Origin of the sequence: Bradyrhizobium sp. WSM1743 (genome assembly GCF_000473065.1) — a bacterium.
In the GTDB taxonomy this organism is placed as follows: domain Bacteria; phylum Pseudomonadota; class Alphaproteobacteria; order Rhizobiales; family Xanthobacteraceae; genus Bradyrhizobium.
In genome coordinates, this window is sequence record NZ_AXAZ01000004.1 from 18,439 (window position 1) to 37,204 (window position 18,766).

Here is an 18,766-nt window from a genome sequence, read left to right on the forward strand (position 1 = left end):
TTCTCGCCCATGGTAACCCTATCGCGCAAGTCCGTGGCGGATCAATGCGTCAACACGACTTTCCTGATGAGCCGACGCGCACAACGCACCAGGTTGAGGTTTGAGACTTTCGAATTTGCGCCGAGGACATCCGCCAAGCAGCGCCGACCGGAAGTCCTAGCAACGCGGGGCAACCGACGCGATTGACCCTGAGCCGAAGTCGGATTTGCGGCAGCCGCGCGTCCATTGCCAGCCGAGCTTGCCCACGCTGTTGGCGTCGTTCCTAGGCGGCGCGAACGTAGCCGTAGCGCAGGTTCGACGGTTGCTTCGAAGCTTGCGTGTACTCGTTCTTGAGCGCCGCGAGGCGGTCCTCGGAAAAGGCCGGCATCCTGGTATTCTCGGCCGCCTTCAGCTTGATCTTGTAGAATCTGGTTGCGTTGCCCGCGAAGATCAGCTGCTTGGTAGCGCTGTTGGCATCGCCAAGCGCCGCAAAGCCGTACTTCTTCTGCATATCCTCGGGGATTTCGAGCCGGCGCAGCGCCTCGATCTGCCACTGTGGTGAGCCGTACCAGACCGAGTCGGTGCCCCACATGACGTGGTCAACACCCATCCCCTTGATCAGCGTGCCGATCAGCGCGGCGCAGAACTTCGGATGCGCCACGGCCGAGTTGGCAAAGGACGTGCCGAGCTCGGCATAGACGTTGGCGACGCCGAACTTCTGCGGGATTTCCGCGAGATCGGTGGCCCACTGGATACGGCCGGTCTGCTCGAACTCCGCCCACGCATGATCGGGTAGCTCGAGGAACGGCCGCAGCGCCGAGTGATAGATCACGAAGTTCATCTGCGGCCAATCCTTCGCGGCCTTTCCGATGTCCCACGCCGTTGCATATTGCCAAACGCCGGCGAAGGACTTCTCGTAATCGGGCGGCAGCAGCCCCTTGTGGATGCACAGCGTGTTGATGCCGGCCTTCACTGCTTTCTCGTAGAACGGATACATCACCTGCTCGTCGTCGAGCCGCCATGGGAACTTCGAGGGCGCCAGCGGATCGCCAATCGTGTAGGACTTCCAGGAATCCGGTTTGTAGACCTCGATTGCCTTGTCCACCTCGTCCATCCAGCCGGGTTGCTTGGGGGTGATGACGCTATGCGCCAGCAGGCGGCGCGAACCGGCGAAGTCGTTGATCAGTTCTCGCGCCTTGACGATCTGCTCATTGGACAGCAGCCACCAACTCGGGTCGTCGAAGGGCGCGCCGCTCAGGAGCGCCATGTTGGTGTCGCTGTCGTAGTAGATCTCTTTCACATAGTTCTGGAACTTGTAGCGGGCGAGCGAAGAGACGCCTTCCTCCTTCATCTTCGGATTCCAGTGCTGGCTCGCAAAGTCCGCCAGCCCCAACAGCTCCTTGTGGTCGAAGTCGTCCCGCACGAAATGAGTCTGGACGTCGAAGATGAATTGGCCTGCAAGGCTCTGCGCGCGGGCCAGCATCAGCTCGGGCTCGCGGGCTTCAGCGGGCGCGACCTGGAAAACATTGCCGTAGATATCGTTCATGGCGAGGAACGCTGCCGCCATGCCGCAGCTCGTGTGCAAGAACTGCCTGCGGCTCAAGCCGAGGTGCCTGCCGTTGACATCAGCGAGCTCGTTGATCCGAGCCTCGACTTTCTTTTGCGTATCGCTCTGCGGGGGCGGGAGATACTCGCCATTGGAGACAATCTGGGTCGGGATAGGCGTTGCCGCCGATGCCGCCTCCGCGCCCGCGACGAGACGCTGTTCTCGCTCACTAAGCCAGGTGCTCATTGTTCTCCTCCCGTTTGTTGGCCGTCGACCGTGCTAGGCGCGCATGAGGCGCGTGTGGCTACTCCCAATCAGGAGCGACTAGGCGTACCTCTCCGGTTCAGCTACGCATGAAGCCATCACGCGCACAAAGCCTAGGCGAATCTCTGCATCGCTTGATCCTGCGAGAGCGGCAGGCATACCCGAGAAACCACTTGCAGTTGTGGGTACCCGCGCTGATTCAATGCTCAAACTTCTATTCGCGCAAGCGATGTGAATCGACAGTCACGCTGTCCCAACGCCGCATCATTCTTTCATCTGATCGATTTCAGCCGAAATGAAAGGCTCGTTGCTCAAAGCGACTGCATCGGCTCATGCCCCGAGCCGAACACTGCAGCAGCGGCTGCCATCTCGGCTCTCTGCCGGAGACCCTCATACGGTGGCTGCGTTAACTGCTGCTTTTGACCCAAATGCGACATCAAAGGTTGCGTCCTGATTGTTGTCCGGCACCTTCCTGCGTCAGCTTGGGCTTGGCTCATTCCTGAGCTTTGGCTGTTGTGCAAATCCGAATGGGGATATGTTTATCGGCGCCTCAACCGGGGATGCCCGTTCATATCAAACGCAGGGCAAGTCTGGGAAGCCCGGTTCAAAGACGGAGGGAGGAAACAGATGAAGTACATGATCAGCTGGTTCGAGCGTCCGCAAGGTTCGCCTGCAGAGTACGAGAACGCTCAGAAGCGAATACTTGAAGTTTTCGGTCAATGGAAGGCGCCCGACAATTTCAAAATCGAATTGTTCGTTGTGAGAGTGGGCGAGTGGGGTGGGCACATGTTAGTGGATTGCGATGACCCATTGACAGTTCACAAGGCGTGCTCGACCTTCCCTGCATTTGAATTTCAGGCGCGACCCGTGGTTCCTGTCGAGGACGCCGTCCGCGTCGAACTAGAGGCTATTGCCTGGCGCGACGGACTGAAAGGCAGCTGACAGCAACCATTGCCTACGGCCGGACCACCGTCTGACAGCGCTGCTTTAGAAAAGAGCACATCCACGTCGCTCCTTGATCGCCGGCAGCGCTGTTACAGTCTCGCCTTCAGCAAATGGCCGCTCCTGGCTCATCGGCGACCTTCAACGATGTCTGCTGTTTGTGTCATTGTTGAGGGACGAGCGGACGTCTGGAGCGCCCAAACTCAGCGCATGATTTATGAGTACATGCCTAGCGGAGATTAGAAGCGAAGCGCGTCTGCCCAATGCGTAAGCACGGGTGCCGTATTATTTGAGTTGCTCCCACCGCCATCGGCGGCAACCATCGCCGAGCTGCCCATTCCCACGCGAGAGCGCCCAATGACCAAACTCACCCGTTTCTCCGTCGCGCCGCTGCACAGCATGACGCGGCGCCTGGCTGATGTCGCCTCGGCGCGCGTTGCGCCTGATCTCGTCATAGCAGGCGCGCGGGTGCTCTCGACCTATTCGGAGCGCATCCATCCGGGACGGGAGGTCTGGATCACAGGCGGCCGCATCGCCGCAGTGAAGCCGGCCGGAACAGCCAGGAAGGCGTGGAGCAACGTCACGACTTACGATGCCACAGGCGGCATCATCGCGCCGGGCCTCGTCGATCCGCACATCCACATCGAATCCTCCATGGTGACGGCCTGCGCATATGCGGAGGCCGCGCTGCTCAACGGCACCACCACGATCTTCTGCGACAGCCACGAGATCGGCAATGTCATGGATGTCGCCGGCGTCGAGGCGATGCTGGAAGATGCGCGCGAGGCGCCGCTCTCGATCTTCTTGACCGTGCCGAGCACGGTCCCTGCGACTTCGGCGGAGCTGGAGACGGCGGGCGGCGACCTCACGCCGGATAAGATCGCCGGCCTGTTCGACCGTTGGCCCGAAGCGGTTGCGCTCGGCGAGAAGATGGATTTCGTGCCTGTCACGATGGGCGATGAGCGCAGCCACGCCATTCTCGCGGCCGCCCTGAAGCGGGCACGTCCGGTGTCCGGCCATGTCTACGGCCGCGAATTCGTCGCGGCCTATGCGGCGAGCGGCGTCACCGACACCCATGAGGCGATCGACCGCGACATCGCCGACGATCTGCTCGACGCCGGCGTCTGGGTTTTCCTGCGCGGGGGCCCACCCACAACGCCCTGGCATTCGCTGCCGCAGGCGATCCGGACGATCACCGAGCTCGGGGCCTCGCACAAGCGTACGGCGGTGTGCACGGACGACCGCGACGCTGACGATCTCTTGCTGTTCGGTCTCGATTGGGTGGTGAGGGAAGCCGTGAAGGCAGGCATGTCCCCGGAGCAGGCCTGGTCGATGGGGTCGCTGCATGGCGCGACGCGCTTCGGCATGGAGGGCGACATCGGCGGGCTCGGCGGCGGCCGCCGCGCCGATCTCGTGTTGATGGACGACCAGCTCAAGCCGCAATGCACCTGGTATGGCGGCGAGCTCGTGGTCGAGAACCGCAAGATCACGCCGCTTCTCGATCAGGCATTGTCGCAGCGCTATCGGTATCCGAAGGCCGCTTATGCGACCGTGAAGCTGCCGGAGAAGATGAAGTTGACACCGGAGCTGCCCGCGAAGGCCTGCACCGTCAACGCGATCAAGACCGCGCTGCCGGGCATCACCTTGATCCACGAAAAGGTCGCGATCGAACCGACAAAGGACTGGCCGTCGCTGTTCGCCCGCTACGGCCTCTGTTTCGTCACGGTGGTCGAGCGCCATGGCAAATCGGCGGGCAACGTCGCCTACGGCCTGCTGAAGGATTTCGGCCTGAAGCGTGGCGCGGTCGCCTCAAGCGTTGGACACGACAGCCACAACCTCATCGTCGCCGGCACCAACGAGGGCGACATGCAGGTCGCGATCGCGGCGATCAAAGAGCGGCAGGGCGGAGTCTGCGTCGTCGCCGACGGCAAGGTGAGGGCGCTTGTGCCGCTGCCGATCGCAGGGCTCCTGTCCGACAAGCGCGTCACCGAAGTTGCCGAGGAGGTCAAGGCGCTGAAGAAGGAATGGGCCGAGGCCGGCTGCACCATCCCTTACATGGGCTTCAATTTGATTCCCCTATCGGTCATTCCGGAAATTCGCATCACCGACAAGGGCCTCGTGCTGGTGCCGCAGATGGAGCTGGCGCCGCTGTTCGAGTGAAGCGGCTTTCACGCATATCTCGATCTAACTGATTGAGACCGCCACGATTTTTCCGCTGCTGCCGCATCGTGGAAAATAAAATCGACCTCGTTGAGATCGGCTTCCGCGCACCTGATGATCTCGCTCACTAACGCAACCAAGCGAGGTCCGATATGGCGAAGATGCGAGCTGTCGATGCGGCCGTGCGTATCCTGGAGAAGGAAGGCATCTCGACTGCCTTCGGCGTTCCCGGCGCTGCGATCAATCCGCTCTATTCGGCGCTGAAGAAGCGCGGCTCGATCCGCCACATATTGGCGCGCCATGTCGAGGGCGCCTCGCACATGGCGGAGGGCTATACGCGGGCGAAGGCCGGCAATATCGGCGTCTGCATCGGCACCTCGGGGCCGGCCGGCACCGACATGATCACCGGGCTCTATTCGGCGATCGCCGATTCCATTCCGATCCTCTGCATCACCGGGCAGGCGCCGCGCGCGCGACTCTACAAGGAGGATTTCCAGGCCGTCGATATCGAGTCGATTGCCAAGCCCGTGACCAAATGGGCCGTGACGGTGCGCGAGCCGGCGCTGGTGCCGCGCGTGTTCAGCCAGGCGTTTCATGTGATGCGCTCAGGAAGGCCGGGACCGGTGCTGATCGACATGCCGCTCGACGTGCAGCTCGCCGAGATCGAATTCGACGACGAGACCTATGAGCCGTTGCCGGTCTACAAGCCGGCCGCGACGCGCAAGCAGGTCGAGAAGGCGTTGGAGATGCTCAACGCCGCCGAGCGGCCGCTGATCGTCGCGGGTGGCGGGATCATCAACGCCGATGCCTCCGACCTTCTGGTCGAATTCGCCGAGATCGCCAACGTGCCTGTCGTGCCGACCCTGATGGGGTGGGGCGCGATCCCCGATGATCACGTGCTGATGGCCGGCATGGTCGGCCTTCAGACCAGCCACCGCTACGGCAATGCCACGCTGCTGGAATCCGACTTTGTGCTCGGCATCGGCAACCGCTGGGCCAACCGTCACACCGGTTCGGTCGAGACCTACACCAAGGGCCGCAAATTCGTTCATGTGGACATCGAGCCGACCCAGATCGGGCGCGTGTTCAACCCCGATCTCGGCATAGTCTCGGATGCGAAGGCGGCGCTCGAACTGTTCGTTGCCGTCGCCAGGGAGTGGCGGCGGTCAGGCAGGCTCCGCGAACGCCAGGCGTGGCCCGCGGCCTGTCGCGATCGCAAGAAGACGATGCTGCGCAAGAGCCATTTCGACAATGTCCCGATCAAGCCGCAGCGCGTCTATGAGGAGATGAACAGGGCGTTCGGCCGCGACACCACCTATGTCACCGTCATCGGCCTGTCGCAGATCGCCGGCGCGCAATTCCTCGGCGTCTACAAGCCGCGCAACTGGATCAATGCCGGGCAGGCGGGGCCGCTCGGCTGGACGCTGCCGGCAGCGCTCGGCGTGCGCGCGGCGTGTCCCGAGCGCGAGATCGTCGCGCTGTCGGGCGACTACGACTTCCAGTTCCTGATCGAGGAGCTCGCGGTCGGCGCGCAGTTCAATCTGCCCTACATCCACGTCGTCGTGAACAATTCCTATCTCGGCCTGATCCGCCAGGCCCAGCGCGGCTTCGACATGGACTACCACGTCCAGCTCTCCTTCGAGAACATCAATTCGCCGGAGATCGGCGTCTACGGCGTCGACCACGTCGTGGTGGCCGAAGGTCTCGGCTGCAAGGCGATCCGCGTGACGGACCCGAAGGACACGCAGGCGGCGTTCGCCACCGCGCGCGAATTGATGGCGAAGCACCGCGTGCCTGTGGTGGTCGAGTTCATCCTCGAACGCGTCACCAACATCGCGATGGGCACCGAGATCGACAACATCGTCGAGTTCGACGAGGTTCTGGATCTGCCGCTCGACGAAGTCGGCACCACGCGCGTGCTGCAGCCGGCGGAGTAGGGGAGAGCATCATGCCAAAGTTCGCCGCCAACCTCACCATGCTCTTCAACGAGATGCCGTTCCTCGACCGCTTCGCCGCGGCCAAGGCTGCAGGCTTTTCCGGGATCGAATATCTCTTCCCCTATGAGTTCGACAAGGCGCAGCTGCGTGAGCAACTCAAGGCCCACGGGCTGACGCAGGTGCTGCACAATCTGCCCGCCGGCAACTGGGCAGCGGGCGAGCGTGGCATTGCGATCCTGCCCGACCGCACCGCCGAATTCCGCGACGGCGTCTTCCGCGCCATCGACTATGCCAAGGCGCTCGATTGCGAGCAGCTCAATTGTCTCGTCGGCATTGCGCCTGCCGAGACCGACCCGCGCGAGCTTCAGGAGACGCTGGTCGGAAATCTGCGCTTCGCCGCCTCGACGCTGGCGCGGGAAAACATCAAGCTGCTGGTCGAGCCGATCAATACGCTCGACATTCCCGGCTTCTATCTCAATGGTACCGAGAAGGCAGTGCAGCTGATCTCCGAAGTACGGTCGAACAACCTCTTCATCCAGTACGACATCTACCACATGCAGATCATGGAAGGCGATCTCGCCCGCACCATGCAGGAATATCTGCCCCAGATCGCCCACATCCAGCTTGCCGACAATCCCGGCCGCCATGAGCCCGGCACCGGCGAGATCAACTATCCCTTCCTGTTCCGCCATCTTGACGCGATCGGCTATCGCGGTTGGATCGGCTGTGAATACAGACCGCGCACCACGACGCTGGAAGGCCTGTCGTGGCACGCGGCGCAGACGTTCGAGACATAGAGGATATCGAAGCCGCGATGACGGTGCGCTCCCTCTCCCGCTTGCGGGAGAGGGTTGGGGAGAGGGTGTCTCCGCGTTGGGACTGTTGAGGTGCACCGAGAAAATCCCCAAGGGGATAAAGCCCTCACCCGGCGCTGTGCGCCGACCTCTCCCGCAAGCGGGAGAGGTGCACCGAGCGCGCGGATGAGTTTCGCCTATGCAACTGAGAGAGAGTTACATCATGATCGACATCGGCTTCATCGGACTTGGCACCATGGGACGGCCGATGGCCGGCCATCTCCTGATTGCGGGTCATCGCGTTCTCCTGCATGATGTCGCGCCGATCGCGCCGGAGCTGATTGCGGCGGGCGGCATCGCCTGCAAATCGGCCAAGGAGATCGCGGAGGAGGCGGATGCCGTCATCATCATGGTGCCGGATACGCCGCATGTCGAAGCCGTGCTGTTCGGCAAGGACGGCGTCGCGAGCGGCATCTCCAAGGGTAAGATCGTGGTCGACATGAGCTCGATCTCGCCACTGGCGACGAAAGAGTTCGCAAAGAAGATCGAGGCGCTCGGTGCGGAATATCTCGATGCGCCTGTCTCGGGCGGGGAGGTCGGGGCGAAAGCTGCGAGCCTCACCATCATGGTCGGCGGGCCGGAGCGCGCCTTCGGCACCATGAAGCCGATCTTCGACAAGATGGGCAAGAACGTCACGCATGTCGGTGCCAATGGCGACGGGCAGACGACGAAGGTCGCCAACCAGATCATCGTCGCGCTGACGATCGAGGCGGTGAGCGAAGCGCTTCTGTTCGCATCCAAGGCTGGTGCCAACCCGGCGCTGGTGCGCAAGGCGCTGATGGGCGGCTTTGCCTCGTCACGGATTCTCGAAGTTCATGGCGAGCGCATGGTGAAGCGCAATTTCGATCCGGGATTTCGCATCGAGCTGCACCAGAAAGATCTCAACCTTGCGCTCGAAGGCGCGCGTACGCTCGGCATCGCACTGCCGAGCACGGCCGTGGCGCAGCAATTGTTCTCGTCCTGCACCGCCCATGGCGGCAAGGCCTGGGATCATTCGGCGATGGTACGCGCATTGGAACTGATGGCAGGGCACGAGATCGCTGCGGTCTGATCTGTTACTCGGTAACACTCTCCAGATGCGTGATGCATCTTTCGTCGCAGGGGAACCGGAACAATGCTCCGGTCCCGCGGGTTGAGGGTGCATAACAATCACTGGAGGCGTAAGGACATGAAAACCCGTGTTGCGATTACGTTGGCTGCCGCGTCGCTGCTGGCGTCGAGCGCAGCCTTTGCTCAATCGACCACCGCCCAAGGCGCTGCGGAAGGCGCGCGTGCGGGCGGCGACATCGGCGGCCCGGTCGGCGCGATGGTCGGCGGCACCGTCGGTGCGGCCGTTGGCGCAGGTTTGGAAATTCCGAATGCGATTCTGGGCGGAATCCCGCGTGACGATTCCGTGGTGATTCACGAGCGCGTCGTGGTTGGCGAGCCGCTGCCGCCCACCGTGGTGCTGCGCCCGGTGCCGAACTACACCCAGTATCGCTACGCGGTCGTGAACGACCGCCGTGTGATCGTCGAGCCGCGCACGCGCCGCGTGGTCAAGATCATCGACTGATCTGCACGAGCTAGGCGCTGATAAAATGGGCCCTGCGGAGTGTCACTCCGCGGGGCCTTCGCTCGTCAGAACCGATTCAGCGCGAAGCCGGGCGACGGCCCAATCTGCGGCGGCCGCGAGCACAAAGCCGAAGCAAGCGGTGAGCGCGTCGACCAGAAAATCCTCGAGCCGCGCATGGCGGCCGGGTGCCCAAAATTGCATCAGTTCGAGCACGCCGATCAGGACCACTGCAGCCGCTGCGGTCAGCAGGCGCCGCCGCCGGTAGGCAAGGCCGAAGGCCAGTCCCACCAGGATGAAGGCGAGCGCATGTTCACCGTCCTGACCGAGGTCGGAATGGGGCCGCAGGCCCGGTGGACCGAGGGTTGCGAATGTGACGGCGGCCGCGAGCAGCCAGGCAAAGGAACGAACCAAAAGGGACATCCGGCTCGCTTAGCACAGATTTGCAACGCGCCGAATAGTCCCGCCATCAGATCGACGTGTAGTTAATGACAAAATGTTAAAGCGGCTCGCGCACGCCGAGACCGTGCATGAAGCGCTCCCGGATCTGCACGGGGTCGCGGCGGGTGGTACCCACGCCCGGCTTATCGTCGATCCTGACGGCGATCAGGTTGGGCTCGGAGGCAGCCATCGCATCGTCGACCAGTCGCTCGAAATCCTCCTCGTCCGCGGCCCAGGCGCTGTTGGTGAGACCGGAGCCAATAGCGATCGCGACGATGTCAGCGACGTTCGCTGCCGGCGTCGGCTGCGCGCCGGTGATTTGGTAGATGCCATTGTCCATCACGATCATCGTGAGATTTTTCGGCTTCAGGGCTGCAATCGTCGAGAGTGCGCCGAGCTGCATCAGCAGTGAGCCGTCGCCTTCGAGCGCGAAGACGCGGCGGTCGGGCTGCGCCAGCGCCACGCCGAGCGCGATCGGGAAGGCGAGGCCCATGCTGCCGAGCATGTAGAAATTCTGCGGGCGGTGGCCGGCGGCCCAGAGATCGAAATTGGTGTTGCCGATGCCGCCGATCACGGCCTCTTCGTGCTGGAGCCTCGCGATCAGGCGCGAAGTCACATCGAAGCGGTTCATTATTTTGGTGTTGCGTGTGCTCATGGCTGGCCTCACTTGTCGAAAACCTTGCCGCCCGTGAGCAGCGGACTAAGGATCAGCGCCACCGGCGCCTGCGTGGTGACGGCCTGCTTGATCGAGCGGTCGGCGATGAATTCGAGCTCGTCGAGCCGGGTGATGGTGTGGTGCTCCAGCGCCAGCGAGTCCAGCACCGGGCGCATGGTGCGGCAGACCAGCGACTGGCCGTAATTGAACTCGCCGAGCGTGCCGCGCTCGGACACGAACATGATCAGCGGGATCTGGTAGGGCACTGCGAGGGAAGCGAGCACGTTGGCGAGCGTTGCAAAGCCGGAGGTCTGCATCAGCACCGCGCCGCGCCGTCCGCCCATCCAAGCGCCTGAGACGATGCCGACCGCTTCCTCCTCGCGGGCGGTGGCAAAGGTGGTGAAGAAGGGATCGGCGTGCAGGTTCTTGATCAGAGGCGTCAACACGCGGTCGGGCACGTAGGGGATGAGGCTGACCTCATTCCGCTTCAAGGTCTGCAGGACGATGCCGTGCCAGCTTCTGTCGCTCGCTGCCTGTGTCGGCTGGAGCGAGCCCTCTTGTTCCGCAATCGGCATTGCGTTCTCCCTTGAGCCGCGCATGCTTCTTGGTTCTGGCCGTCGCGGCGGTCTGCCGAACTTGACGCAGGCAGCGGGATTGTCAACATGTCCGGGCCGGCACCGTGATCTGCGCCGGACGGCCTGCCGTGGCCGGCACCGCCATGGCATAAGCGGCGATAACCAGAAAACGGGAGGGGCATGGACGGGCGCGCGTCGCGCTGACCTTGCGGATCTCCCTCGACAGAGCCGGAAGGGTCCTGATGTCCGTCAACAGCAAGCGCGTCGTCTACTCCAATTATTTGGCCAATCCGATCTACATCGACATCCTGAAGGCCCGGCCCGACGTCCGGCTCGATCGCATCGAGAATAGCAGCCCCGAAGACGTCTATGCGCCGCTCCTCGGCGCGACCCATGTCTACCAGGTCGGCGCCGCCCGCGACGAGCTCGCCCCGCATTTCCACGTCGATGCCGCCTTCCTGAAGCGCGCGCCGAATTTGCTGCTCGTCTCCAGCAACGGCGCCGGCTTCGACCCTGTTGACGTCGAGGCATGCACGGCTGCCGGCGTCGTGGTCGTGAACCAGTCCGGCGGCAACGCCCATTCCGTCGCCGAGCACGCGCTGGCGATGATGCTGACGCTGTCCAAGCGGATCATCCAGTCGGATCGCCGCCTGCGCCGCGAGCGCGACGTCAACCGCAACGAGCTCGTCGGCAACGAGGTCGAGCATAAGACCGTCGGTATCATCGGCCTCGGCAATGTCGGCCGCCGCATCGCCGCGCTGTGCAAGGGCCTGCTCGGCATGAAGGTGCTGGCCTATGATCCGTATCTCACCGCCGAGTTGATGGCCGAGCGGAGCGGTGAGAAGGTCGAGCTCGATGAGCTCCTGCGCCGCGCCGATTTTGTCTCGATCTCCTGCCCGCTGAATAAGAGCAGCCGTAACATGATCAGCGTGCGCGAATTCGCGCTGATGCAGCCGCATGCCTATTTCATAACGACCGCGCGCGGCTTCATCCACGACGAGGATGCGCTGCTCCAGGCGCTGCGCGACAAGCGCATTGCGGGTGCCGGCCTTGACGTCTGGTCCAAGGAGCCGCCGCCGCCGGAGCATCCGCTGCTCCAGTTCGATAATGTGCTGGCAAGCCCGCACACCGCCGGCGTCACCATCGAGGCGCGCCAGAACATGGGTCGCATCGCCGCCGAGCAGGTGCTGGATGTGCTCGACGGCAAGCGTCCGCCGCGCATCATCAATCCCGAGGTCTGGCCGCGTTATGCGGAGCGCTTCAAGCAGGCATTCGGGGTGGTGCCGGGGTAGGATGGCCCTACGCCAGCTTTGCGCCGAGCTGCTGAAACACGGCCTCGCAGGTCATGAGGTCGAGATGGCCGCCGCCAGCGTTCTTGAAGAACGTGATATCGGACGGTGACGTTCGCCCCTGCACCCGGCCGCCGGCGAGGTCGTAGAGGTCGCCGAGGACGTCCGCCTCGCTGATCGCGCCGCTCGCGATCGGCTGCAGGATGTCGCCGACGCCGTGGAAGGCGGATTCCCGCCGGTCCACGAAGACGCGGGAGCGCTTGGCCGCCTCGTCATCGGCCTCACGGGTTTGCGGCGTGTAGCCGCCGACGAGGTCCAGATGCGTGCCCGGCCGCAAATTGCGGCCCTTGATCAGCGGCTGATGCGCGCGGGTGCAGGCGGTGATGACATCGGCCTCGCGCGTCGCGGCGTCGAGATCCGCGATTGCTTCCGCCTTGATGCCGGCCTTCGCCAAGCGCTGAGCGAGATCCACGGCCCGGTCCGGGCTGCGATTCCAGATCAGCACGCGCTCCAGTGATGGGCGCACGGTGCGATGACCCCGGATCAGCCATTCGGACATCTCGCCGGCCCCGACGCAGAGCAGCGTCTCGGGATTGGGCGGGGCGAGCAGTTTCGTGGCCAGCGCGGAGTCGGCTGCGGTGCGCCAATGCGTGATTTCGGTGCCGTCCATCGCCGCCAGCGGCCGCCCATTGGTGCCGTCGAACAGCACGCACACGGCCTGCACCGCCGGCATCTTGCCTTCGGCCAGATTGGCCGGAAAGCTGGTGAACATCTTGCTGGCCATGTATCGGCCGGGATCGACGGCGCTGCGGATGACGTATTGCCCCCTCTCGTCTCCAAGGAAGGCGTCCAGCACCTCCATCTTCGGCCGGCGATGCGCTTCTTCGAGGGCCGCAATCAGGATCGGGAAGGTCAGAACTTTCGTGACTTCGGTATCGGAGACAAAGTGCAAGGCAAATTCCTTATTGGCGACCGGCATTTGCCCATAAACCCGCGCGGCAGGTTCCGCAACGAATCTTCCGCCCGGGACTCGATAAGCCTTGATCCGCGTCAAAATCTCCTTCCCCTGTGCGGCGTAAATGGGATTAGAGTACTGCCGGGGCAGTTGGGAGGTCCCATGTCAACCTATGTCGTCAAGTTCATGAAGGACGTGCTCGGCGAGTACGGCCGGCAGATTGAGGTCTGCCAGGGTACGCTCGAGATCGACGCCGCCGACGAGGATGAGGCCAAGGAGCGGGCGAAAGCAAGATTCTGCAAGGACCAGGCATTGCATCACTGGTCGCTGCATGCCGACCGTATCCATGTGAGACCGGCCGATTTTCCGTCCTGATGATTACCGGCCCGGCATCGTGATGGGCGGAGGTGCTGTCGTGCCTGCGCCGAGCGATCGCTGCACCATGACGGTGTCGGACCAGCGGCCGTGGCGATAGGCGACGCCGCAGAGCAGGCCGGCGCGCGCGAAGCCGAATTTTTCGTGCAGCGCCAGCGAGGGCGCGTTGTCGGCATCGATATAGCCGATCATCTGGCGGAAGCCGGCCGCCGCGCAGGCGTCGATCAATTCCTGGAGCAACAGCCGCCCGACTCCGCGGCCGAGATGCGCGTGGTGGACGTAGATCGAGTGCTTGGCCGTGTAGCGATAGGCCGGGCGCTTGCGGAACAGCACGGCATAGGCATAGCCGACGACCTCGCCGCGGAAGGTTGCGACCAGATGCGGCAGGCGGGTCTGCTTCAGGTTCTTGCGCCGGTCGCGCAGATCGTCCGGCTCCGGCGCACCGGTTCCCTCGACGTCGCGCGGCACGCCATTGCGGACGTGATGGCGGTAGATCGCCAGCATCGCCTCGACATCGCTTTCGCGTGACGGCCTGACCAGGACGCGTTCGTCACTCGCGCGCGCAGCTGTTTCGTTCATCGGCACCTACTCGGCAACCACGTAAGTATAGAGTCCGATGCGGCCGTTCGCATCGACCTCCTTGTAGACGCCCTGGATTTCCACATCGAAGCCCGGAAACGTGTTGAAGCACGTCTCGAACATCTTGAGATAGTCGATCATGGGCCTCGCCCGTTCCGTCAGCCGCTCGCCGGGCACGATGGTGGCGATGCCGGGCGGGTACACCACGAAGGGCGTGGTGGCGATGCGGCCGGCGATCGCCTCGATCGGGAGGTAATCGACGTCGTTCCTGAACAGATAGCGCGCGGCATCGCGGGGCGACATCGCGATCTCGGGCATGTGCTCGGGCATGAACTGCCGCGCCTGGAGCGCGCTGACATCGGCCGCGCGGAAGAAGCGGTGCATGTCGCCGCAGAGATCGCGCAGGCGCACGCCTGCGTAGCGCGCCTGCCGCCGCTGATGGAATTCCGGTATCGCGTCGGCCAGCAGCGCATTGTCGTCATGCAGCCTCTTGAACGCGACAAGGCCGGAGATCAGCGTGCCAGCCTTGCTCGCCTCGACGCCAGGGGTGAGCAGGAAGAGCAAGGAGTTGAGGTCGTTCTTCTCGGGGACGATGCGGTTCTCGCGCAAATATTGCGCGACCACCGGGGCAGGGATGCCGTGCTCGGCATAGGCGCCGGTGGTGCGGTCAAAGCCGGGCGTGAGCAGCGTCAGCTTGTTCGGATCGGTCATGGCAAAGCCTTCCGCGAGATCGGGAAAGCCATGCCAGTTGCTATCAGGAGAGAGCTGCCACAGCGCGGGATTGGTGGCGAGCTCGTCGGTGGAGAGCGTCTCCCAAGCGACGTTATGCGCGGCGCCGGGGCGGCTGACATCGGGAATGGCGACGCGATCGGGAACGAAGGGCTCGAAAAACCAGCGGCGATCCGGGTTCTGCTCCTTCTCCTCGAACTCCCGGCGCATCGCGCGGATCTTCTTGCGCAGCTCGATGCCAAGCCGGATCGTGTCGTCCCACAGCACTTCGCCGGAGCGGCCCTTCATCATCTGCGCGCCGACGTCGAGCGAGGCGAACAGCGGATAGAAGGGTGACGTTGATGCATGCTGCATGAAGCTCTCGTTGAAGCGGCGGTGCTCGACGCGCCGCTTCTGGCCGCGGATGTGACGGTCCTTGATGTGGATTTGGGACGCCTGCGAGAAGCTCGCGAGTTGCTTGTGGGTCGACTGCGTCGCGATGATGCCCGGCGCTTCAGGAGCAAGGTTCGCAAGACCCATGGCGAAGCGGCCGGCATAGAGCGGGTGGAATTTCATGAAGCCGGCCCAGGCTTCGTCGAACAGGATGTAATCGCAGAGATGGCCGATGCGCTTGATGATCATCTCCGCGCTGTGGATCGAGCCGTCATAGGTGCACTGCTCGACGACGGCGACACGGAACGGCCGCTCCTTGCGCCAAGCGTCGCGATCCCTCACGAGGGGATGGTTGCGGATCGCCTCGCGCAGGGCCTTCTCATCGAGCATGTCCCAGCGCATCGGGCCGATCAGGCCCCAGGCGTTGCGGACGGTGGGGACGTAGATGGGGACGCCGCCGTTGATCATCAGCGCGCCGTGATGAGCGGCCTTGTGGTTGTTGCGGTCGAACAGCACGAGATCGCCGTCGGTGACGAGGGCGCCGAGCGCGACCTTGTTGGAGGTCGAGGTGCCGTTGAGCACGAAATAGGTCTTTTCCGCGCCGAAAATCGCCGCGGCTTCCTTCTGCGCCTTCAGCGCCGGCCCCTCATGGGTGAGGAGGTCGCCGAGGTCGAGCACGGAATTGTCGAGGTCGTCGCGGAACACGGATTCGCCGAGATGCTCGACGAACACGCGCCCGATCGGGCTGCGGTTGTAAAACACGCCGCCATTGTGGCCCGGACAGGTCCAGAGCTGGTTACCTTCCTCGGCATAGTCGACCAGCGCGCCGAAGAACGGCGTCTTCAGCGTCTCGGCATATTGCTTGAGACGGCTGATCAGGTTCTTGGCGATGAAGGGAGGCGTCTCCTCGGACAGGAAGACATAGCCGTCGATGAAATCGAGCACTTCGACCGGCAGGTCCTCGAATCGCTTGCGCCGGATCAGCAGGATGATCGGGAAGTCGAGGCCCCGGCGGCGCATCAGGTTGACGAGGTCTTGCCTTCCAGCCCCTTCTTGCCCCAGTCCACCACCATGCAGCCGATCGCGGCATCGGTCTGCACCGCCATCTCGGCGTCCTCCAGCTTGCGGGCCCGGACCACCTCGAAGCCGGAGCGCTGGATCTCCTCGATGATCTGGTTGAAGCGGACGCCCTCGAGGTCGTCGGCGTCGAACATTGGTGCTGCGAACAGGAAGTTGAAGCGCTTGAAATAGTCCATGGCGGGTCCCGAATGTGCAGGAGATACAGCTCTCTGCACATTCGATGACACCTGGATGACAGGCCCGAGCGCCGCGGGAAGGTTCGCGGGCCCGCCGCTTCACTCCAGCAGCTTGTCCAGCGTGATCGGGAAGCGCCGGATGCGCTTGCCGGTGGCATGATAGACGGCGTTCGCAATCGCCGCAGGCACGCCGACAATGCCGATTTCGCCGAGACCCTTGATGCCCAGCCTGTTGATGCGGTCGTCGGGCTCATCGACGAAAATGACGTCGACGTCGTGAATGTCGGCGTTCACGGGAATGTGGTACTCGGCGATGTTAGCGTTCATGATGCGGCCGAAGCGGTGATCCATCAACGTCTCCTCGTGCAGCGCCATCCCAATTCCCCAGACCACGCCGCCCATGATCTGGCTGCGGCCCGTCTTGGTGTTCAGGATGCGCCCGGCCGCGACCGCACTCACGACCCGCGTGACGCGGATGACGCCCAGCTGCTCGTCGACCTTCACCTCGGCGAAGACGGCCGAATGCGTGTTGCGGGCGTGCGATTTGTCTTCCGCGAACTGGTTGAGCTTCTCCTTTTCGATCCGCTCGAGCTTGCTGTGGTGCATGACGTCCGCAATTGAGACGGCAGCCCCATTCGTGTCGTTGCTGGCGATCATGCCGTCAACCAGGGTGACCTTGGCGGCGTCGAGGTCAGCGAGCGGCGAGTCCGGCATTGCCTTTGCGAGACGTGCCAGCTCCTGGCGAATGTCTTCGGCCGCTCCCAACACGGCATGCGCGCTGGACGCCGCCATCCAGGAGCCGCCCTCGACGGGGGCTTGCGGCAAGGTCGAGTCAGCGAGCCTGACGCTGATGTTCTCGATCGGCAGCCCGAGAGCATCGGCCGCTACCTGCGCCACGATGGTGTACGTACCGGTGCCGATATCGGACGCGGCGCAGGAGACCTCGGCATGGCCGTTGGCCGTCAGCACGATGCGGACGGCGACCGGCATCTGCAGCGCCTCCCACACTCCTGTCGCCATGCCCCAGCCGACCAGCTCCTTGCCGTCGCGCATGGAGCGCGGCGCGGGGTTGCGCCGGGCCCAGCCGAAGGCTTCCGCGCCGCGGGCGTAGCATTGGCGCAACTGCTTGCTGGTGTAGGGCAGGTCTTCGCTCTGGTCGCGATCCGAATAGCACTTCAGGCGCAGCTCGATCGGATCGAGCTTGAGTGCGACGGCCAATTCGTCCATGGCGCATTCGAGCGCGCAGACGCCCGATGCCGCGCCCGGCGCGCGCATGTCGCAGGGGGTGGCGACGTCGAGATGGACGAGCTTGTGAGAAAGGCGGCTGTTAGGGCTTTTGTAGAGCTGCTCCCCCCAGCCGGTATCGTTGCGCGAGAAATCCTCAAAGCACGAGGTGACGGCAATGGCTTCGTGGGTGACGGCATCAAGTGTGCCGTCGGGGCTTGCCCCGAGCGCGACATGCTCGATGGTCATCGGCCGATAGCCAAGCCCATACATCTGCCGCCGTGTCAGCACGACGCGGACGGACCGCTTGAGCGCGAGCGCGGCCATCGTCGCCAGCACCACCTGGTATTGCGGCCGCAGACCGGAACCGAACGCGCCGCCGACATAGGGCGAGATCACGCGCAGGTCGTCCGGCTTCTTTCCGAAAACGCTGCAGAGAAACTTCTGGACATTCTGGACGCCCTGCGTTTTGTCGTAGATCGCGAGCCTGCCACTGCCGTCCCAGACGGCCGTTGTCGCGTAGAGCTCCATTGGATTGTGATGCTCGCTCGGAATGACGTAGTCCGCCTCGTGACGGACGGCCGCTCGCGCCAGCGCTGCTACGGCGTCACCGCGCGGCTTGTGCGGCTGATCCACTTTGGCAGCCTTGCCGCGTTCGGATTCGAGATCGGTCGCAAACGCCTCCTCCTCGTAATCAATCCGAATGCGGCTTGCGGCGAACTTGGCGGTTTCCCAGTCCTCGGCCACGACCAGCGCGATCGGCTGGCCGCTGAACTTGATCCGGTCGTCATAGAGCGGGCGGAACGGCGAGCCCTTCTCCGGCGCCACCTCGTCCTTCCAGGCGTCGTCCTTGTCGGCGAGGGGTGGACGATGCGCGTGGGTGAGCACGTCGACCACGCCCTTCACCTTCAGCGCCTCGCTGGTGTCGAGGCGGCTGATGCGCCCGCGAGGAATAGTGGCTTCGACGACGAAGCCACGGAGGAGACGGTCTGCTGCGAATTCGCCGGCATATTTGGCCGCGCCGGTGACCTTGGCCCGACCGTCGACGCGCGACGTTGGTGTTCCGACATAGGCGTTCATCGGGC

At 63.7% G+C, this 18,766-nt stretch carries 15 protein-coding genes and 1 pseudogene; 8 read left to right on the plus strand and 8 right to left on the minus strand.

Going from position 1 to position 18,766, the window contains the following annotated elements; all coding sequences use genetic code 11:
- Nucleotides 1-262: 262 nt before the first annotated feature.
- On the minus strand, nt 263-1,771 hold the full coding sequence (locus YU9_RS0105145) for an amidohydrolase family protein (RefSeq protein WP_027571807.1): 1,509 nt from the start codon (nt 1,769-1,771) through the stop codon (nt 263-265).
- 645 nt (nt 1,772-2,416) lie between these two features.
- Between YU9_RS0105145 and YU9_RS0105150 the strand changes: the two genes are divergently transcribed.
- The 6 genes from YU9_RS0105150 (at nt 2,417) to YU9_RS0105175 (ending at nt 9,234) form a co-directional block, all read left to right on the plus strand.
- Nucleotides 2,417-2,731 carry a DUF3303 domain-containing protein gene (locus YU9_RS0105150; protein ID WP_027571808.1) on the plus strand — a complete coding sequence of 105 codons (315 nt, stop codon included), beginning with the start codon at nt 2,417-2,419 and terminating at the stop codon, nt 2,729-2,731.
- Nucleotides 2,732-3,088: 357 nt separating this feature from the next.
- Nucleotides 3,089-4,891, plus strand: coding sequence for an adenine deaminase C-terminal domain-containing protein (locus tag YU9_RS0105155; protein WP_027571809.1), 1,803 nt, complete (start codon nt 3,089-3,091; stop codon nt 4,889-4,891).
- A 152-nt stretch (nt 4,892-5,043) separates the two neighbouring features.
- Nucleotides 5,044-6,828, plus strand: coding sequence for a glyoxylate carboligase (gcl, locus tag YU9_RS0105160; RefSeq protein ID WP_027571810.1), 1,785 nt, complete (start codon nt 5,044-5,046; stop codon nt 6,826-6,828).
- A gap of 11 nt (nt 6,829-6,839) precedes the next feature.
- Nucleotides 6,840-7,625 (plus strand): hydroxypyruvate isomerase, encoded by a 786-nt coding sequence (gene hyi / locus YU9_RS0105165; RefSeq protein WP_027571811.1) that lies wholly within the window; start codon nt 6,840-6,842, stop codon nt 7,623-7,625.
- Between the two features lie 220 nt (nt 7,626-7,845).
- The gene (locus YU9_RS0105170) at nt 7,846-8,733 is read left to right on the plus strand and encodes a 2-hydroxy-3-oxopropionate reductase (RefSeq protein WP_027571812.1); all 888 of its coding nucleotides are present in this window, start codon (nt 7,846-7,848) and stop codon (nt 8,731-8,733) included.
- Nucleotides 8,734-8,850: 117 nt separating this feature from the next.
- Entirely contained in the window at nt 8,851-9,234 is a 384-nt protein-coding gene (locus YU9_RS0105175; protein ID WP_027571813.1) for a DUF1236 domain-containing protein, read from the plus strand.
- 42 nt (nt 9,235-9,276) lie between these two features.
- On the opposite strand, the gene YU9_RS0105180 is transcribed toward YU9_RS0105175, so the two are convergent.
- The 3 genes from YU9_RS0105180 to YU9_RS0105190 form a co-directional block, all read right to left on the minus strand.
- Complete coding sequence (locus YU9_RS0105180) at nt 9,277-9,654, minus strand: VanZ family protein (RefSeq protein WP_027571814.1); 378 nt, start codon at nt 9,652-9,654, stop codon at nt 9,277-9,279.
- 76 nt (nt 9,655-9,730) lie between these two features.
- On the minus strand, nt 9,731-10,327 hold the full coding sequence (locus tag YU9_RS0105185; protein ID WP_027571815.1) for a thiamine pyrophosphate-dependent enzyme: 597 nt from the start codon (nt 10,325-10,327) through the stop codon (nt 9,731-9,733).
- Nucleotides 10,328-10,335: 8 nt separating this feature from the next.
- Nucleotides 10,336-10,902 (minus strand): thiamine pyrophosphate-binding protein, encoded by a 567-nt coding sequence (locus tag YU9_RS0105190; RefSeq protein WP_027571816.1) that lies wholly within the window; start codon nt 10,900-10,902, stop codon nt 10,336-10,338.
- A gap of 242 nt (nt 10,903-11,144) precedes the next feature.
- Here YU9_RS0105190 and YU9_RS0105195 point away from each other — a divergent pair, with 242 nt between their 5' ends.
- A complete protein-coding gene (locus YU9_RS0105195) occupies nt 11,145-12,194 on the plus strand; it encodes a hydroxyacid dehydrogenase (RefSeq protein ID WP_027571817.1) in 1,050 nt (349 codons plus the stop codon).
- Nucleotides 12,195-12,201: 7 nt separating this feature from the next.
- Here YU9_RS0105195 and YU9_RS0105200 read toward each other — a convergent pair whose 3' ends face one another.
- Nucleotides 12,202-13,143: an ornithine cyclodeaminase family protein gene (locus YU9_RS0105200; protein WP_027571818.1), complete on the minus strand. Its 942-nt coding sequence runs from the start codon at nt 13,141-13,143 to the stop codon at nt 12,202-12,204.
- A 165-nt stretch (nt 13,144-13,308) separates the two neighbouring features.
- Between YU9_RS0105200 and YU9_RS0105205 the strand changes: the two genes are divergently transcribed.
- Entirely contained in the window at nt 13,309-13,521 is a 213-nt protein-coding gene (locus tag YU9_RS0105205) for a hypothetical protein (protein ID WP_027571819.1), read from the plus strand.
- A 3-nt stretch (nt 13,522-13,524) separates the two neighbouring features.
- Here YU9_RS0105205 and YU9_RS0105210 read toward each other — a convergent pair whose 3' ends face one another.
- From YU9_RS0105210 to YU9_RS0105220, 3 genes and pseudogenes are all read right to left on the minus strand, one after another.
- A complete protein-coding gene (locus YU9_RS0105210) occupies nt 13,525-14,100 on the minus strand; it encodes a GNAT family N-acetyltransferase (protein WP_027571820.1) in 576 nt (191 codons plus the stop codon).
- Nucleotides 14,101-14,106: 6 nt separating this feature from the next.
- Nucleotides 14,107-16,457, minus strand: a pseudogene (locus YU9_RS41015) (Orn/Lys/Arg decarboxylase N-terminal domain-containing protein).
- Between the two features lie 99 nt (nt 16,458-16,556).
- Nucleotides 16,557-18,761: a xanthine dehydrogenase family protein molybdopterin-binding subunit gene (locus YU9_RS0105220; RefSeq protein WP_027571821.1), complete on the minus strand. Its 2,205-nt coding sequence runs from the start codon at nt 18,759-18,761 to the stop codon at nt 16,557-16,559.
- Between the last annotated feature and the right edge of the window lie 5 nt (nt 18,762-18,766).

What these genes read in the sequence shown, in the direction of transcription:
- YU9_RS0105205 (WP_027571819.1), top strand. Translation starts at nt 13,309, where the DNA reads ATGTCAACCTATGTCGTCAAGTTCATGAAGGACGTGCTCGGCGAGTAC.
- YU9_RS0105175 (WP_027571813.1), top strand. Translation starts at nt 8,851, where the DNA reads ATGAAAACCCGTGTTGCGATTACGTTGGCTGCCGCGTCGCTGCTGGCG.
- YU9_RS0105155 (WP_027571809.1), top strand. Translation starts at nt 3,089, where the DNA reads ATGACCAAACTCACCCGTTTCTCCGTCGCGCCGCTGCACAGCATGACG.
- YU9_RS0105220 (WP_027571821.1), bottom strand. Translation starts at nt 18,761, where the DNA reads ATGAACGCCTATGTCGGAACACCAACGTCGCGCGTCGACGGTCGGGCC.
- gcl (WP_027571810.1), top strand. Translation starts at nt 5,044, where the DNA reads ATGGCGAAGATGCGAGCTGTCGATGCGGCCGTGCGTATCCTGGAGAAG.
- YU9_RS0105210 (WP_027571820.1), bottom strand. Translation starts at nt 14,100, where the DNA reads ATGAACGAAACAGCTGCGCGCGCGAGTGACGAACGCGTCCTGGTCAGG.
- YU9_RS0105195 (WP_027571817.1), top strand. Translation starts at nt 11,145, where the DNA reads ATGTCCGTCAACAGCAAGCGCGTCGTCTACTCCAATTATTTGGCCAAT.
- YU9_RS0105170 (WP_027571812.1), top strand. Translation starts at nt 7,846, where the DNA reads ATGATCGACATCGGCTTCATCGGACTTGGCACCATGGGACGGCCGATG.
- hyi (WP_027571811.1), top strand. Translation starts at nt 6,840, where the DNA reads ATGCCAAAGTTCGCCGCCAACCTCACCATGCTCTTCAACGAGATGCCG.
- YU9_RS0105150 (WP_027571808.1), top strand. Translation starts at nt 2,417, where the DNA reads ATGAAGTACATGATCAGCTGGTTCGAGCGTCCGCAAGGTTCGCCTGCA.
- YU9_RS0105185 (WP_027571815.1), bottom strand. Translation starts at nt 10,327, where the DNA reads ATGAGCACACGCAACACCAAAATAATGAACCGCTTCGATGTGACTTCG.
- YU9_RS0105145 (WP_027571807.1), bottom strand. Translation starts at nt 1,771, where the DNA reads ATGAGCACCTGGCTTAGTGAGCGAGAACAGCGTCTCGTCGCGGGCGCG.
- YU9_RS0105180 (WP_027571814.1), bottom strand. Translation starts at nt 9,654, where the DNA reads ATGTCCCTTTTGGTTCGTTCCTTTGCCTGGCTGCTCGCGGCCGCCGTC.
- YU9_RS0105190 (WP_027571816.1), bottom strand. Translation starts at nt 10,902, where the DNA reads ATGCCGATTGCGGAACAAGAGGGCTCGCTCCAGCCGACACAGGCAGCG.